The sequence below is a fragment of the Microbacterium sp. WHRI 7836 genome (assembly GCF_040223885.2).
In the GTDB taxonomy this organism is placed as follows: Bacteria; Actinomycetota; Actinomycetes; order Actinomycetales; family Microbacteriaceae; genus Microbacterium; species Microbacterium oxydans.
This window is the reverse complement of sequence record NZ_CP168171.1, coordinates 3,531,045-3,545,840: the sequence shown is the minus strand read 5'-3', so window position 1 is coordinate 3,545,840 and position 14,796 is coordinate 3,531,045. Positions and strand designations below refer to the sequence as shown.

Here is a 14,796-nt window from a genome sequence, read left to right as displayed (position 1 = left end):
TGCAGATGACGGGTCAGGCGGCGAGGGCGAACGCGCCGCGCGAGGGGGCCGTCGATCGCAGACTGTTGGCCACGTCGCTGGTGAGCTCGATCAGACTCGTGTCGAGCGCACCGGCGATCGCGGCGATCATCTCGCTCGACGGCTCCTTCAACCCGCGTTCCACCTCGGAGAGGTACTGCGGCGAGACGCCGGCCTTCTCGGCGGTCTCGGTGAGCGTCTCCTCGCGGTCGTGGCGTCGACGACGCAGCTGGTCGCCGAGGAGGTGACGCCACAGCGGCTCGGGGTCGTTCGACTTCGGGCGGTCGGAGCGAGGAGTGTGCGGGAACGAGATCAGGTCGGCCATGCCTCACGATAGGCCGGGGTGTCCGGACGGTTCGAGCTGTTCTGCTCAGAGCAGAACAGCGGGTGCTCAGGCGTCCGCGTGATCAGGGGCGGAGTCCGTGGAAGCCGAGGAGCCGGCGCCTTCGGTCGAGGGGGATGCGGCGGCATCCGTCGCCGCCCAGCTGGCGAGCATCCTCAATTTGTCGGCCGATGCCGTCCCTGGCTCCGCGGTGTAGGTCGAGAGGTGCAGCCCGGGATCGGCCGGGAGTTCGAAGGCCTCGTAGGAGAGCTCGATCTCCCCGACCACGGGATGCGCGATGCGCTTGACCCCGGTGCGGTGGAAGCGCACGTTGTGGGCGGCCCACAGCGTGCGAAACCGCTCGCTCCGCGTCGAGAGCTCGCCCACCAGGTCGGTGAGCTTCCGGTCGAACGGATTGCGTCCGGCCTCCCCGCGCATCGCGGCCACGAGCTCCTGCGTGTTCCGATCCCATTCGGGGTAGAACTCCTGCGCGGCCGGATCGAGGAAGGTGAAGCGCGCGCTGTTCGGCTGCGGCTGCGCGAACACGGGCGCGTAGAGGGCGCGACCCAGGGCGTTCGCCGCCAGGTAGTCGAAGTAGTTGTTGCGCACGATCGCCGGAGCTTCGGTCATGGCGTCGAGGAGGCGCAGGATGCTCGGACGCAGCTCTGTCGTCTTCTTCCGTGGTGCGCGCGCGACCGGCGAGGTGTTCGCGGCGCGGGCGAGGTCGAACAGGTGCGCGGTCTCGGCCTCATCCAGCTGGAGCGCACGGGACAGCGCATCGAGCACGCTGTCCGATGCCCCGGACAGGTCTCCGCGTTCGAGACGCGTGTAGTAGTCGACGCTGACCCCCGCGAGCAGCGAGACCTCCTCGCGGCGCAGTCCGGGAACGCGGCGGTTGCCGCCGAATGCCGGGAGTCCGGCCTGATCGGGGGTGATGCGTGCGCGCCTCGTGGAGAGGAACTCGCGCACCTCGCTGCGGGTGTCCATGCATCCGACGCTACGCGCTCGACGACCGGACAGGGAGGTACTGGCGGTACCGGTGACCCGGGCCGTACGTCAGAGGGCCGCGGTCACGCCGGGGAGCAGCTTTCCGAGGATCGCCCTCAGCTGCTCGCGCTCCTCGCCCGTGAGGGGGTCGAGCACGAGTTCCCGCACCTGCTCGACGTGCACGGGGGCCGCCGTGCGGAGCATCTCCCGTCCGGCCGGCGTCAGCGTGGCCGAGAGGGTGCGCTTGTCGGAGCCGCAGGAGGTGCGCTCGACCCAGCCGCGCTCCTCGAGCGAGTCCAGCGCGTGGCTCAGACGCGACCGGCTGAGGCCGGCGATGCGGGCGAGCTCGGTCATGGTCACGGCGCTCTCACCCCGGCCGGCCAGGGTGATGAGGATGGCGTAGCGGGCGTGGTTGAGACCGACCTCTTCCTTCAGCGTGCGGTCGAGCACCTGAGGGAGCAGCTGCACGAAGCGGATGACCGGCAGCCAGGTATCCATCTCGGTGTCGTCGAGCCGACGCGGATTCTGCTCCGCCGTCCCGTCCGCCTCCGAGGTCATGATGCCCTCCCGTGCTGTCGCGCCTGCCGTCATGCCGCGGACAGGTCGAGTGTGTGCGCCGTGTGGTCGCGCTTGGCCTGCAGGTAGCGGGAGTTCGACTCCGACAGGTGCACCTGGGTGGGTACGCGCTCGGTCACGCGGACCCCGAGGGCTTCGAGCTGCACCGCCTTGTCGGGGTTGTTGCTCAGCAGGCGGATGCCGTCGACGCCGAGCGCGTGCAGCATCTGCGCCGCCACCGTGTAGTCGCGCTCGTCCTCACCCCGGCCCAGGGCGACGTTCGCCTCGTACGTGTCGAGGCCGGCATCCTGCAGGGCGTACGCGTCGAGCTTGGCGTACAGGCCGATGCCGCGCCCCTCCTGGCGCAGGTAGAGCAGGAAGCCGCCCTCCTCCGCGATGCGCTCCACGGCCTCGCGCAGCTGAGGGCCGCAGTCACAGCGTTCCGACCCGAACACGTCGCCCGTCAGGCACTCGCTGTGCGGGCGCACGAGCGGGGCCTCGTCGCCGTCCTCCGCGCGATCGATCGCCGCCCGCCAGTCGCCCAGCCCGAGTAGCAGGTGCTCGCGGCCGTCGGCCAGCCCGTCGAAGGTGACCACGTCGGCGGTCGTGGAGAAGCCGTCGCCGAATCGCAGCGGGACGCGGACGCGGGTGCGTTCCGTCGCGACCGGAGCGACGGTTGAACTTTCAATCATGCCGGGTGCAACGCGGCCTGCTGCGGAGTATTCCCCGTGGAGCGGATTCCGAGGGGTTCCCTCAGTACCTCCCATCCGCCGTGGAATCGGAGTTGACTGGGGGTCACGCGACAGAAGGAGCATCACGAATGCGCGGAGTAGTCATGCACGCCCCAGGCGACGTCCGGGTCGAGGACAGGGAGAAGCCCACCATCACGCGGCCGACCGATGCCGTGATCCGTATCGCCGCGACCTGCATCTGCGGGTCCGACCTCTGGCCGTATCGCGGTGCGAACCCCGTGGACCACGATCCGATGGGACACGAGTACGTCGGCGTGGTCGAGGCCATCGGTGACGAGGTGCAGACGCTGGAGGTCGGCGACTTCGTGGTCGGCTCCTTCATGGCATCAGACAACACGTGCGAGATCTGCCGAGCGGGATACCAGTCCCGTTGCGTGCACGTCGTCCCGATGGGCAGGTACGGCACGCAGGCCGAGTACGCGCTCATCCCGCACGCCGACGGCACCCTGGTCGTCACTCCAGGACAGCCGGACGCCGACCTCATCCCGTCTCTGCTCGCCGCATCCGACGTCCTGGGAACCGGATGGTTCGCCGCGGTCGCCGCCGAGGCGGGGCCGGGCAAGACCGTCGCGGTCGTCGGCGACGGCGCGGTGGGTCTGCTGGGCGTCCTGGCCGCACGCGAGCTCGGCGCGGAGCGCATCATCGCGATGAGTCGCCATGCCGATCGGCAGGCTCTGGCGCGCGAGTTCGGTGCCACCGACATCGTCGAGGAGCGGGGGGACGAGGGGGTCGCCCGCATCAAGGAGCTCACGGACGGACTCGGCGCGCACTCCGTGATCGAGGCGGTCGGCACGCAGGAGTCGATGATGCAGGCGATCCGCTCCACCCGTCCCGGCGGCCACGTCGGCTATGTCGGTGTCTCCCACGATGTCGCCCTCCCCGGCGAAGAGCTCTTCTTCTCCGGAGTGCATCTGCACGGCGGCCCTGCTCCCGTGCGGCGCTTCCTCCCCGAGCTCATCCAGCTGATCTGGGACCGGAAGATCGATCCGGGCAAGGTGTTCGACCTCACGCTGCCGCTCGAGGACGCGGCGGAGGGCTACCGCGCCATGGACGAGCGACGCGCCACGAAGGTGCTGCTCACGGTCTGATGTGCGGAGGCGTGGGCTCCTGCGGGCGTCGTCGCTGTCGCTGTCGCACGAGCTTCACCTCGCTCGCGAGGATCCCGAGCACGACGAATGCGCCGCCGATGAGCGCGGTCGCGGGCAGGCGCTCGCCGGCGAGGCGTCCGATGACCCCCGCCCACACCGGCTCTCCCGCGTAGATGATGGTCGCGCGTGTGGGGGAGACCGACTTCTGCGCCCAGTTCATCGTCAGCTGGATCAGACAGCTCGCCGCCCCCAGTCCCACCGCGCAGCCGACCCAGATCCAGGAGAACTCGGGAACCCCCTCACCGACCACCGGCATGGTGAGCAGTCCCAGCAGGCCGGCCGTGAGCAGCTGCACGATCGTGATGCGTCCGAGGTCGATCTTCCCGGCGAACAGGCTGATCAGGATGATCTCGGCCGCGATCGGCAGGGTGCTGATCATGGTCGCGATCTCACCGGTGCCGAGCGTCAGGGCCAAGGCATCCGGCCCCGCGATGAACAGCAGCCCCACGAACGCCAGTCCCGCACCCGCGAACGCCATGGCCGGGGGACGCTTGCGGAACACGGCCCACTGGGCCAGCGGCACCATCGGCACGTACATCGCGGTGATGAACGCCGAGGTGCTGCTGTCGATGGTCTGCAACCCCAGCGTCTGCAGGCCGTAGCCGAGGTAGATCATGACGCCGATCGCGACGCCGGCGCCGATGTCGCGCCAGCGGATGCCGCGCAGAGCGCGTCGGAAGATCACGACGCTGATGAGTCCGGCGATGAGGAAGCGGATGCCGACGAAGAACCATGGCCCGGAGTGCTCCATGGCCCAGTGCACGAGCAGGAAGGTGCCGCCCCAGACCGCGGTGATCGCGATGAGCGCGGCTTCCTGCGGACGCAGACGCATCCACCGGAGACGAGAGGGCATCGTTGCCCCTTTCTCGACGTTGCCGGATAGAGCCTAACGGGCCGCAGTCGTCGTTCGAATCGCGCGGATGGTGCCGAACAGCCGTCGGATCGAGTCAGTTACGCGATGCGAAAGTGACGGGAGAAGACGGCCGGGCGCCGATGCCGCTGCGGACTCGGTAGCCTCGCAGCATGAGCGACTTCGTGAGTGCCGTCGAACTGAACGACCTGCTGACCGGGGGTGCGCCGGTGCGTGTGATCGACGTGCGCTGGCGCCTCGATCGTCCCGACGCCGGACACGACGACTACCTCTCGGGCCACATCCCCGGCGCGGTGTTCGCCGCTCTCGACACCGAGCTCGCCACGCACGGCGAGGCCGCGGAGGGGCGCCACCCGCTCCCGTCCACGGCCACGCTCCAGGACGCGGCCCGTCGCTGGGGGGTGCGATCCGGCGACACGGTCGTCGCCTACGACGACTTCAAAGGCATCGCCGCAGCCCGCGCCTGGTGGCTCCTGCGGCAGGCCGGCGTCGACGTGCGCGTGCTCGACGGCGGCATCAGGGCATGGCGGGCTGAGGGGTTCGACATCGCGACGGACGACGTGAGCCCGGAGCCCGGCGATGTCGTGCTCGACCCGATCGGAGACGATGCGTTGTCGATCGACGAGGCCGCGGCCTTCCCGGCGTCCGGGGTGCTGATCGACGCGCGGGCCGCGGATCGGTACCGAGGCGACTCGGAACCGTTCGATCCCGTGGGTGGTCACATCCCCGGTGCGCGCAATCTTCCCGAACCCGTGCACTTCGACGCGGACGGGAAGATCCTCGACAGGGAGACGATCCTGGCGACCTTCGCCGAGGTCGGCGTGACGCCGGGAACGCCCGTTGCCGCGTACTGCGGTTCGGGTGTGACGGCTGCCCACACCGCACTTGTACTGCACGAGGTCGGCATCGAGGCCAAGGTCTTCCCCGGTTCGTGGAGCCAGTGGTCGAACACCCCGGGGCGTCCGGTCGCGGTCGGCGATCAGCCCGGTTGATCCTCGCGGGGGCCGTACCCCCACTGCAGGCCCAGCGCGCCAGGCCCGAAAGCCCGACGCACCAGGTGGACCGAGTTCCCGCGAGGCGGCGGGAGGGGGGTGATCGTGACCCCGTCCGGCGTCTCGATGTGCTCCTCGCACCAGTCCGGGATCGCGTCGGGGTGGAAGCGCGTCCACACCAGCAGCTCCCTGGCCTTCTGCGCCAGCGCGTGGCCGGTGTCGTGGGTCTCCGGGTAGTCGGGCGGGTACTCGACCGACCACTCGACCATCGCGGTCTCCGGCGCTGTCAGGGGGACGTCGAGTTCGAACAGCACACCGTGCACCTCGCCGTCCGGGTGGGAGTAGCGCGCCGCGATCCTCCCCCCTGACACGGCCTTGAGCAACGGCGCCGGCGTGCGGACGCCCGGGGTGATCTCCAGGAACGGTATCGCCGTGATCGTGCCCACCGTCGACTGCACGATGCTGCGCGTGATGCTGTACGCGACGTTGCCGTCGGCCCCGACATCCGTCACCGAATGGGTGGTGAGCTCGCGGGAGGTGTCGGGGTAGGCCGCCCCCAGCGCTCGGAAGGCCTCGATCACGGCCACCTCGAGCTCCTCCTCGTCGATCGGGAACTGGTTCGGCCCGAGGGGGCCCGTGCGATTGGTCGAGCGGAGCATCCTGCTCAGCGCGCCGACGCGGAGTCCGAGGAGCTCCTCGATGTCGGCGAGGGCTGCCAGCGACTGAGCGCCCTCCGGTCGCCTTGCGCCCGACCGCCAGTAGCTCAGGGTCGCCATCGACACGCGGTTACCCCGCGCCTTGAGCTGCCGCTGCAGCCAGGACAGGGTCACCGGTTTGGCGTTTATCGCGTCGCGCAGGGCGCTCGCGAAATCACCGTGCTCGGCTCTGCGCGCGTCATCTTCGAGATTCATCACAGATCCCCTCCGGTATGTGAAGATCAGCGCTTTAGAGTGAGCATACGACCGCACGCGCGTACCTCAGGGGACCGGGTGGGCATGTGGGGTCACTTGGCCGTCTTCGCGGGCAGGGTGCCCGTGCCTGCGAACGACCGGCCTGACGCAGTGATGCCCCCCTTGCTGCGTATGTCGTGAAGCCCGGCAATCGATCTGGGGAGATCCGCCGGGCTTCACGAATCCTCCCCCGCACGGCTCCCGGCGTCGCGGCCACGCAGCCTTGCGTAGACTGGGAGCAACACCCCGGAGGACTCAGGACCGTCATGTCTGCCCCTGCTCGCGCATTCACCATGCGCCACGTGCAATTGCTGCGCGCGCTGTTCGCCGCCGTCGCCGCGCTCATGATCACGTTCTCGTCTGATCACTCCGCACCCGTCGGTCTGTCCGTCTTCAGCGGTTTCGTGTTCCTCACGGCGCTCGTGCACGTGCTCGCCGCCTGGCTGGTGCTGCCGGCCGGATCGCGCTGGCCGTCCGTGCTGCTCGCCGCCGTCGGGGTGGTCGCCGGCCTCGTGAGCGGCATCCCCGTCTGGCGGTCTGACGATCTGTTCTTCGTCGTCGTCTCCTCCTGGGCGATCGTCAGCGGCGGCATCGAGCTGCTCGCAGGCATCCGCTCCCGTCGTGCCGGCGGCATGCTGTCCCGCGACGCGATCTCCGTGGGGGCGCTGGGCGTGCTGCTCGGTATCGCTCTGCTGCTGATCCCGTTCGGCTTCCTCCAGGAGTACACGATCGACGAGGCCGGCACGTTCGTGCTCTCCGGCATCATCCTGGGCGTCGGCATGTTCGGCGGCTACGCGGCGATCGTCGCGGTGTTCCTCGGCATCGCCGGCCTCACACCGAAGCAGGCCGACGCGGTCACGACGGCGTCCGATTCGAACGACAGCACCGCTCCTGCGGAGCACGGAGGAGAGCGATGAGCGACGAGAAGCCCACCCGCCGGGACATTCTGCGGCCCCTGCACCTGCTCCTCATCGCACTCGGCTGCGGTGTGTTCGCCATGGTCGTCACGCTGGTCTCCACCGGTGCCTTCACCGCGCGGGTGAACGCCTCCATCGCCAACGGCACCTACGAGGGGCTGACCCCGATCGCCCTCGGACTCGTCGTGGGCGGCGGCGCGTTCATCGTGACGCTGCTGATCCTCGCGATGCTGATCCTCGCCGTCGATCCCGCCGACGTGACGAAGACGATCGATCGTCCCGTGCTGTACGACCCGGAGCCCGAGGGTGAGAACCCCGATTCCGCGGCGCCCGGTCGCTCCGCCTCCTCCTGATCCGATAGCCCCTCGAGCAGGTTCACCCACTCGACCCCCGGCGGAACATCGGGTTAAAGCGCTCAGAAGAACGCGCTGAAGCCGACACTTTCGGCATACCTTCTGGACAATCGTCGCTATACATCCGATGTTTCATGGCGCACACTGGCTCCGACGCCTCGCATCCACGATCGGCTGCGAGGCCGCACGGCCCCAGTAGATCAACGATGCTCCGGAGGATTGCTGTGATGAAGGACCCCATTTCCCGTCGCCAGGCACTGCAGGTGGGCGGTCTCGCCCTTCTCGCCCCGCTCGTCCCCCAGTTCCTCGCCGCCCGCCCCGCCGCGGCGAGCACGTTCTCGGCGCAGGCTCCTCTCCGCGCCGTGCCGGCGGGGGCGATCCCGCGCCCACAGCTGTCGCCGTACGCGCTCTGGTACGCGACGCCGGCGACGGACTGGGAGACCCAGGCTCTCCCGATCGGCAACGCCCGTCTCGGCGCGAAGCTGTTCGGCAACCCGGACGCCGAGGTGATCCACTTCAGCGAGCAGAGCCTGTGGGGCGGGGTCAACGACTACGACAACGCTCTCGCCGGTCAGCCCGACGGTGCGTACGACACCAGCGTGACCGGCTTCGGATCCTTCCGCGACTTCGGCGAGGTGACGGTGGCGTTCGGTGCGCGCACGACCGTCAGCTCTCCCGGCGGCCCGTACCAGGTGTCCGGCGGCGAGAGCGTCGAGAAGACGTTCGACGGCAATCCCGCCACGAAATGGTGCCTGATCGCGCCGCCCGCAGAGGTGACGTGGCAGGCCGATCTCGCCGCCCCCGCCGTCGTCTCGTCGTATGTGCTCACGAGTGCCAACGACGTCCCTGCGCGGGACCCGCAGGACTGGCGCCTGGAAGGCTCGTCCGACGGAGCGGCGTGGGTCGTGCTCGACGTCCGCTCCGAGGCGCCGTTCCCCCAGCGACTCCAGTCCAAGAGCTTCTCGGTCGCCAACACCACCGCGTACGCCCACTATCGCTTCGTCTTCGCCCCGAAGGCGGGAGTCAGCCACTTCCAGGTGGGGGAGATCGCGCTCGGCGGCGTCGAACTGGCGCAGGGAAGCGCCGTCTACGTGTCATCGCCCAGCGGTCACGCGGACTCCCTCGTCGGCAGCATCGATACCGATCCCGCGACCGTCTGGGCTGTTCCCGCGACGGGCGGTGGCGCGGTGTGGCAGGTCGAGCTCTCCTCGAAGAACACCCTGAACGGCTACGTGCTCACCAGCGCACCGGACACGCCGGAGCAGGATCCACGCGACTGGATCGTCGCCGGCTCGGATGACGGGCTGACCTGGAAGACCCTCGACACCCGAGTAGGGGAGACGTTCCCCGAGCGCGGCGTGGGGCGGACGTTCACGTACGCGAACACCACCGCGTTCGCGATGTACCGCATCTCGTTCTCCGCGCCGGGTGCCATCCGTCTCGGCGGCATCGCCTTCACCGGCGGCGGTTTCAGCACGGCGGGCGCCAAGGCGGTCGTGGACTACCGGCGTGCACTCGACATCGCGGACGGCACCCACAGCACTCACTTCGCGACCGCACAGGGGACGGTGTTGCGCGAGGCCTTCGCGAGCCGGGAGGCCGACATCATCGCGGTGCGGTTCACCGCCGATCGGCCCGGTGCGCTGACGGCGCTGCTCACTCTGACGTCCAAGCAGGACGGCGTCGCCACCGTGGCCGACGCGGGCGGACGTCGGCTGAGTTTCGCCGGGACGATGGCCAACGACCTCACGCACGCGGCCGTCGTCCGCATCGCCGAGACCGACGGCCGGGTCGTCGCCGCCGAGGGCGGGCTGCGCGTCTCGGAGGCGTCGAGCATCACACTGCTGCTCGACGCGCGCACCGACTATCGTCTGAGCGCGGCGCACGGCTGGCGAGGCGCCGCACCGCAGCCCGCGATCGAGAAGGCGCTGAACGCCGCCGCCTCCCGGTCGTGGCAGAGTCTCCGCTCTGCGCACACCGCACAGGTCTCCGAGCTGATGCAGCGCGCGAAGGTGGAGTGGGGAGCGACCGACGGCACCGTGACGGTCATGCCCACGGATCGCCGGCTGCTCCGCTACGGGAAGGGGGAGGCGGACCCCACGCTCGAGCAGACGCTCTACGCGTACGGCCGGTATCTGCTCCTCAGCTCGTCGAAGCCCGGGGGGCTGCCGGCCAACCTGCAGGGGCTGTGGAACAACAGCAACCAGCCGGCGTGGGCCAGCGACTACCACACCAACATCAACGTGCAGATGAACTACTGGGGCGCGGAGACCGCCGACCTCCCGGAGTCCCATGAGGCGCTCGCGACGTTCATCCGCGAGGTGGCGGTCCCCAGCCGGGTGGCGACGCGCAACGCCTTCGGCGCCGACGTGCGCGGGTGGACCGCCCGCACCTCGCAGAGCATCTTCGGCGGCAACTCGTGGGAGTGGAACACGATCGCGAGCGCCTGGTACGCCCAGCACCTCTACGAGCACTGGGCGTTCACGCAGGACAAGAAGTACCTGCGCGACCTCGCCTACCCGCTGATCAAGGAGATCTGCCAGTTCTGGGAGGACCAGCTCAAAGAGCTTCCCGACGGCACGCTGGTCGCGCCGATGGGCTGGTCTCCGGAGCACGGTCCGCGCGAGGACGGCGTCATGCACGACCAGCAGATCATCTGGGATCTGTTCCAGAACTACCTCGAGTGCGCCGAGGCCCTCGGCGCCGACAAGACCTACCGGAAGACCGTCGCCGACATGCAGTCCCGTCTGGCTCCCAACAAGATCGGCCGCTGGGGGCAGTTGCAGGAGTGGCAGACCGACCGTGACGACCCGAACGACATCCACCGGCATACGTCGCACCTGTTCGCCGTGTACCCGGGGCGGCAGATCACCCCCGACACCCCGGAGCTCTCCGCGGCGGCCCTGGTCTCGCTGAAGGCCCGCTGCGGGGAGAAGGAGGGTGTGCCGTTCACCGCCGCCACGGTCTCGGGAGACAGTCGTCGTTCGTGGACCTGGCCGTGGCGGGCCGGTCTCTTCGCGCGCCTGGGTGATGCCGAGCGGGCGGGGATCATGGTGCGAGGACTGCTCACCTACAACATCCTGCAGAACCTCTGGGCGAACCATCCGCCGTTCCAGCTCGACGGCAACTACGGCATCGTCGGAGCGATCGCGGAGATGCTGGTGCAGAGCCATGGTGGGGTGATCCGTCTGCTCCCCGCCGTGCCGGCGGACTGGGCGGTGAGCGGATCGTTCGCCGGTCTCCGCGCGCGGGGCGGGTATCGCGTGGACTGCACCTGGCGGGACGGGAAGGTCGTGTCCTACGACGTGGTCGCCGACCGCGCGCCGAACATGAGCAACGTGATCGTGGTCGTCAACGGGGAACGTCGCAAGGTGAAGCCGGGCAACCCGAAGAACGGCAAGCCCATGCGCGACCTCGGTCCGGCGCACTGATCGGGGGCGGCGAGAGGGACGGCGACGATCCGGAATACCGGTGGGGTGGATCGGCTTGTCCCTGAGGTGACTGCCTCCGTCGACCGCGCCTCCATCGGACTCCGGTCGGAGCGCGGACCCATCCTCGGCGCGCTCATGCTCGCCACCGGGCTCATCGCGATCGACGCCACGATCCTCGCGACCGCCGTCCCGAGCATCGTGCGCGACCTCGGCAGCTACCAGCAGTTCCCCTGGCTGTTCTCCGTGTACCTCCTGGCGCAGGCCGTGAGCGTGCCCATCTACTCCCGCTTCGCGGACACCGTGGGCCGCAAGCCGATCATCCTGCTCGGCATCGCCCTGTTCCTGCTCGGGTCCATCCTCTGCGGGTTCGCCTGGAGCATGCCGGCGCTGATCGTGTTCCGCATCGTCCAGGGCATCGGAGCCGGTGCCGTCGCACCGATGTCGATGACCATCGTCGGTGACATCTACACGGTCGCCGAACGTGCCAAGGTGCAGGGATACGTCGCGAGCGTGTGGGCCATCTCCTCGGTGGTGGGTCCCGCGCTCGGCGGCATCTTCGCCCAGCTCGACGCCTGGCGATGGATCTTCTGGATCAACGTGCCCCTGTGTCTGATCGCCGGGTGGATGCTGCTGCGCAACTACAAGGAGCAGAAGCAGACCCAGAAGCACAGCATCGACTACGGGGGAGCGGTGCTGCTCACCATCGGGCTCACGGCGCTCATCCTCGGCATGCTGGAGGGAGGAAACGCCTGGGCGTGGCTGTCCGTGCAGAGCGTCCTCTGCTTCGGGATCGGCGTGGTCGCGCTGCTGGCCTTCGGGGTCGTGGAGCGCCGTGTCGCCGAGCCGATCGTCGACCTGCGGCTGGTGACGCGTCGGCTCATCCTCACGACCACGTTGGTCTCGCTCGGCATCGGCGCGCTCATGCTCGGTGTGACGAGCTTCGCCCCCGCCTACCTCGAGGGATCCATCGGCATCGCTCCCCTGCTGTCGGGTCTCGCGGTGGCAGCTCTGACCCTCGGCTGGCCGCTCGCCGCCGCGAACGCCGGACGGCTGTACCTGCGCATCGGCTTCCGTCGCACCACGCTCATCGGCATGAGCATCACGACGCTCGCCGCCATCATGCTCGCTGCCGTCGCCTCCTGGCCGAACCCGTTCGTCATCGCCGGCATCGCGTTCCTCCTGGGCTTCGGGCTCGGGTGGAGTGCGGCCCCGACGCTGATCGCCGCCCAGGCCTCGGTCGGCTGGGGCGAGCGCGGCGCGGTGACGGGGATGAACGCCTTCGCGCGGTCGGCGGGAAGCGCTGTGGGCGTCGCCGTGTTCGGCGCGATCTCGAATGCGGCCATCGCGCAGGGTGCGGGCGCGGACGACCCCGACACGATCATCCACGCGTCGGTGTGGGTGTTCGTCGCCGTCGCGGTGACCGCGGTTCTCACTCTCCTGGCGGCGTCGTTCATGCCGAAGGACAGCGTCGAGGAGCACTCCGGCGAGTCGGGCTCCTAGCTCCTCCCGGGTTCAGCGCGCGAGGCGCGCCGCGATGCCCGTGTAGGTCGCCGGGGTCAGCGCGAGCAGGCGCTGCTTTGCGGCATCGCCGATCTCGAGGCCCTGCACGAACTCGGCGAGGTCGGCGGCACCGACCCGGTGACCACGGGTGAGCTCCTTGAGGAGCGCGTACGGGTCGGTGATCGAGGAGCGGCCTGCCACGACCTCGGCGCGGATGACCGTCTGGATCGCCTCGGCGAGCACCTCCCAGTTCACGTCGAGGTCGGCGAGCAGCACGTCGCGCGACAGCGATATCGCGTTCAGGCCGCGGCGCAGGTTGTCGAGCGCGAGCAGTGAGTGCCCGAACGCGACGCCGATGTTGCGCTGCGTGGTGGAATCGGTGAGGTCACGCTGCAGGCGGCTCGTGACGAGCGTCTGGCCGAGCGATGCGAGCAGGGCTCCCGAGATCTCGAGGTTGGCCTCGGCGTTCTCGAAGCGGATCGGGTTGATCTTGTGCGGCATCGTCGACGAGCCGGTGGCACCCGCGACCGGGATCTGCGCGAAGTAGCCGAGCGAGATGTAGGTCCAGATGTCGGTGGCGAGGTTGTGCAGGATACCGCCCGCGTGACGCACGCGGTCGTACAGCTCGACCTGCCAGTCGTGCGACTCGATCTGCGTCGTGAGGATGTTGAAGCCCAGGCCCAGTCCCTCGATGTACTCGCGGGCGATGGTCGGCCAGTCGGCGTCCGGATCTGCCGCGAGGTGGGCGGACCAGGTGCCGGTCGCGCCGGAGAACTTCGCGAGATACTCGGAACCGGCGATCTGGCTGCGCACGCGCTCCAGGCGCCAGGCGAAGACCGCGAGCTCCTTGCCCATCGTCGAGGGCGTTGCGGGCTGGCCGTGCGTGCGCGAGAGCATCGCGGCGTCCGCGTGCTCGACCGCGAGCTCGCGCAGCTTCGCGATCACGGTGTCGAGGGCCGGGAGCCAGACCTCCTCGACCGCGCGCTTGACGGTGAGGGCGTAGGACGCGGAGTTGATGTCCTCGCTCGTCGCGGCGAAGTGCGTGAGCTCGGAGATGCGGTCGAGGCCGAGCGTCGAGAGCCGGTCGCGCACGAGGTACTCGATCGCCTTCACGTCGTGCTGGGTGACGGCTTCCTTCTCGGCGAGCCAGTCGATCTCGGCCTGACCGAAGTCGCGGTAGAGCGAACGCAGGCGCTCCTTGTCCTCGTCCGAAAGCGGGCTCGTCTCGAACAGCGAACGGTCGGTGAGCGCGATCAGCCACTCGACCTCGACCTCGACGCGTGCCCGGTTCAGGCCCGCCTCGGACAGGAAGTCGGCGAGACCGGTGACGGCGCCACGGTAGCGGCCGTCGAGGGGGCTCAGGGGCTGGGGCGGGAGCGAAGGCTGGAAAGTCAGGGGAGTCCTCCTGATCGGGCCCCTCAGAGGCGGGGCGTGCGGGGGAGACGCAGAGCGGGTTCGAGCTGGCGGAACAGGCCCCGAGTCGCCGCCTCAATCATACCGAGCACGGAATCGAACATCTCCGCGCCCGCGTAGTACGGGTCGGGCACGTCGTGGGTGGTCGCCGTCGGGTCGAAGGCCAGCAGCAGGGTGACCTTCCCCTCCTCGTCCTCGTCGTGGGCCCATTCCCGCAGGATGCGCTCGTGCGTGCGGTCGAGCGCGACGACGAGATCGTTGTCGGCGAAGGCGGCCGCGGTGAACTGACGGGCGCGGTGCTGGGAGCCGTCGTAGCCGCGACGCGCCAGCGAGTCGATCGTACGGTGATCGGCACGCTCGCCCAGATGCCAGTCGCCTGTTCCGGCGCTGCGCGAGACGATGCGCGGGCCGAGTCCCTGCCGCTCGGCGAGGTCGCGGAAGACGACTTCGGCCATGGGAGAGCGGCAGATGTTCCCCGTGCAGACGAAGATCACGCGGAAGGGATCCGGGGATGTCACAGATACATTCTGCCCGCCCATGGCCGTCCTGCACAGCGCGAACCTGCTCGCGCGGCCCCTGCACACCAC

At 69.4% G+C, this 14,796-nt stretch carries 14 protein-coding genes; 6 read left to right on the top strand and 8 right to left on the bottom strand.

From position 1 onward, the window contains the following. Positions 1 to 13: 13 nt before the first annotated feature. The 4 genes from ABRP18_RS17165 to ribA form a co-directional block, all read right to left on the bottom strand. Positions 14 to 343: a helix-turn-helix transcriptional regulator gene (locus tag ABRP18_RS17165; protein WP_349885091.1), complete on the bottom strand. Its 330-nt coding sequence runs from the start codon at positions 341 to 343 to the stop codon at positions 14 to 16. A gap of 66 nt (positions 344 to 409) precedes the next feature. Next, a complete protein-coding gene (locus tag ABRP18_RS17160) occupies positions 410 to 1,327 on the bottom strand; it encodes a helix-turn-helix transcriptional regulator (RefSeq protein ID WP_349885090.1) in 918 nt (305 codons plus the stop codon). Positions 1,328 to 1,396: 69 nt separating this feature from the next. Beyond that, complete coding sequence (locus ABRP18_RS17155) at positions 1,397 to 1,885, bottom strand: MarR family transcriptional regulator (protein WP_349885089.1); 489 nt, start codon at positions 1,883 to 1,885, stop codon at positions 1,397 to 1,399. A gap of 29 nt (positions 1,886 to 1,914) precedes the next feature. Continuing rightward, positions 1,915 to 2,574: a GTP cyclohydrolase II gene (gene ribA / locus ABRP18_RS17150; protein ID WP_349885088.1), complete on the bottom strand. Its 660-nt coding sequence runs from the start codon at positions 2,572 to 2,574 to the stop codon at positions 1,915 to 1,917. Between the two features lie 128 nt (positions 2,575 to 2,702). Here ribA and ABRP18_RS17145 point away from each other — a divergent pair, with 128 nt between their 5' ends. After that, positions 2,703 to 3,722: a zinc-dependent alcohol dehydrogenase family protein gene (locus ABRP18_RS17145; protein WP_349885087.1), complete on the top strand. Its 1,020-nt coding sequence runs from the start codon at positions 2,703 to 2,705 to the stop codon at positions 3,720 to 3,722. On the opposite strand, the gene ABRP18_RS17140 is transcribed toward ABRP18_RS17145, so the two are convergent. Then, on the bottom strand, positions 3,712 to 4,635 hold the full coding sequence (locus tag ABRP18_RS17140; RefSeq protein ID WP_349885086.1) for a DMT family transporter: 924 nt from the start codon (positions 4,633 to 4,635) through the stop codon (positions 3,712 to 3,714). The two genes, ABRP18_RS17145 and ABRP18_RS17140, sit on opposite strands and share 11 nt — an antisense overlap. Before the next feature lie 170 nt (positions 4,636 to 4,805). On the opposite strand from ABRP18_RS17140, the gene ABRP18_RS17135 reads away from it, so the two are divergent. Beyond that, positions 4,806 to 5,645, top strand: a complete 840-nt coding sequence (locus ABRP18_RS17135) for a sulfurtransferase (RefSeq protein ID WP_058632828.1) — start codon at positions 4,806 to 4,808, stop codon at positions 5,643 to 5,645. Here ABRP18_RS17135 and ABRP18_RS17130 read toward each other — a convergent pair. Then, entirely contained in the window at positions 5,633 to 6,556 is a 924-nt protein-coding gene (locus tag ABRP18_RS17130) for a hypothetical protein (protein ID WP_193761130.1), read from the bottom strand. The two genes, ABRP18_RS17135 and ABRP18_RS17130, sit on opposite strands and share 13 nt — an antisense overlap. Positions 6,557 to 6,861: 305 nt before the next feature. Here ABRP18_RS17130 and ABRP18_RS17125 point away from each other — a divergent pair, with 305 nt between their 5' ends. From ABRP18_RS17125 to ABRP18_RS17110, 4 genes are all read left to right on the top strand, one after another. After that, entirely contained in the window at positions 6,862 to 7,512 is a 651-nt protein-coding gene (locus ABRP18_RS17125; RefSeq protein WP_349885085.1) for an acyl-CoA synthetase, read from the top strand. After that, on the top strand, positions 7,509 to 7,865 hold the full coding sequence (locus ABRP18_RS17120) for a hypothetical protein (RefSeq protein ID WP_046748615.1): 357 nt from the start codon (positions 7,509 to 7,511) through the stop codon (positions 7,863 to 7,865). Before ABRP18_RS17125 ends, ABRP18_RS17120 begins: the two co-directional genes overlap by 4 nt. 227 nt (positions 7,866 to 8,092) lie before the next feature. Beyond that, positions 8,093 to 11,296 carry a glycoside hydrolase N-terminal domain-containing protein gene (locus ABRP18_RS17115; RefSeq protein ID WP_349885084.1) on the top strand — a complete coding sequence of 1,068 codons (3,204 nt, stop codon included), beginning with the start codon at positions 8,093 to 8,095 and terminating at the stop codon, positions 11,294 to 11,296. A 66-nt stretch (positions 11,297 to 11,362) separates the two neighbouring features. Further along, positions 11,363 to 12,796 (top strand): MFS transporter, encoded by a 1,434-nt coding sequence (locus ABRP18_RS17110; RefSeq protein WP_058632831.1) that lies wholly within the window; start codon positions 11,363 to 11,365, stop codon positions 12,794 to 12,796. Positions 12,797 to 12,808: 12 nt separating this feature from the next. Here the strand turns inward: ABRP18_RS17110 and purB are convergent, their stop codons facing one another. After that, positions 12,809 to 14,191 (bottom strand): adenylosuccinate lyase, encoded by a 1,383-nt coding sequence (gene purB, locus ABRP18_RS17105; RefSeq protein WP_113680382.1) that lies wholly within the window; start codon positions 14,189 to 14,191, stop codon positions 12,809 to 12,811. Positions 14,192 to 14,214: 23 nt separating this feature from the next. After that, positions 14,215 to 14,664: a low molecular weight protein-tyrosine-phosphatase gene (locus tag ABRP18_RS17100; RefSeq protein ID WP_230977858.1), complete on the bottom strand. Its 450-nt coding sequence runs from the start codon at positions 14,662 to 14,664 to the stop codon at positions 14,215 to 14,217. Between the last annotated feature and the right edge of the window lie 132 nt (positions 14,665 to 14,796).

Excerpts from the sequence above, each read along its gene's own strand:
- ABRP18_RS17130 (WP_193761130.1), bottom strand. The coding sequence starts at position 6,556 with ATGAATCTCGAAGATGACGCGCGCAGAGCCGAGCACGGTGATTTCGCG.
- ABRP18_RS17155 (WP_349885089.1), bottom strand. The coding sequence starts at position 1,885 with ATGACCTCGGAGGCGGACGGGACGGCGGAGCAGAATCCGCGTCGGCTC.
- ABRP18_RS17135 (WP_058632828.1), top strand. The coding sequence starts at position 4,806 with ATGAGCGACTTCGTGAGTGCCGTCGAACTGAACGACCTGCTGACCGGG.
- ABRP18_RS17125 (WP_349885085.1), top strand. The coding sequence starts at position 6,862 with ATGTCTGCCCCTGCTCGCGCATTCACCATGCGCCACGTGCAATTGCTG.
- ABRP18_RS17160 (WP_349885090.1), bottom strand. The coding sequence starts at position 1,327 with ATGGACACCCGCAGCGAGGTGCGCGAGTTCCTCTCCACGAGGCGCGCA.
- ABRP18_RS17115 (WP_349885084.1), top strand. The coding sequence starts at position 8,093 with ATGAAGGACCCCATTTCCCGTCGCCAGGCACTGCAGGTGGGCGGTCTC.
- ABRP18_RS17100 (WP_230977858.1), bottom strand. The coding sequence starts at position 14,664 with ATGGCCGAAGTCGTCTTCCGCGACCTCGCCGAGCGGCAGGGACTCGGC.
- ABRP18_RS17140 (WP_349885086.1), bottom strand. The coding sequence starts at position 4,635 with ATGCCCTCTCGTCTCCGGTGGATGCGTCTGCGTCCGCAGGAAGCCGCG.
- ABRP18_RS17145 (WP_349885087.1), top strand. The coding sequence starts at position 2,703 with ATGCGCGGAGTAGTCATGCACGCCCCAGGCGACGTCCGGGTCGAGGAC.
- ABRP18_RS17165 (WP_349885091.1), bottom strand. The coding sequence starts at position 343 with ATGGCCGACCTGATCTCGTTCCCGCACACTCCTCGCTCCGACCGCCCG.
- ribA (WP_349885088.1), bottom strand. The coding sequence starts at position 2,574 with ATGATTGAAAGTTCAACCGTCGCTCCGGTCGCGACGGAACGCACCCGC.
- ABRP18_RS17120 (WP_046748615.1), top strand. The coding sequence starts at position 7,509 with ATGAGCGACGAGAAGCCCACCCGCCGGGACATTCTGCGGCCCCTGCAC.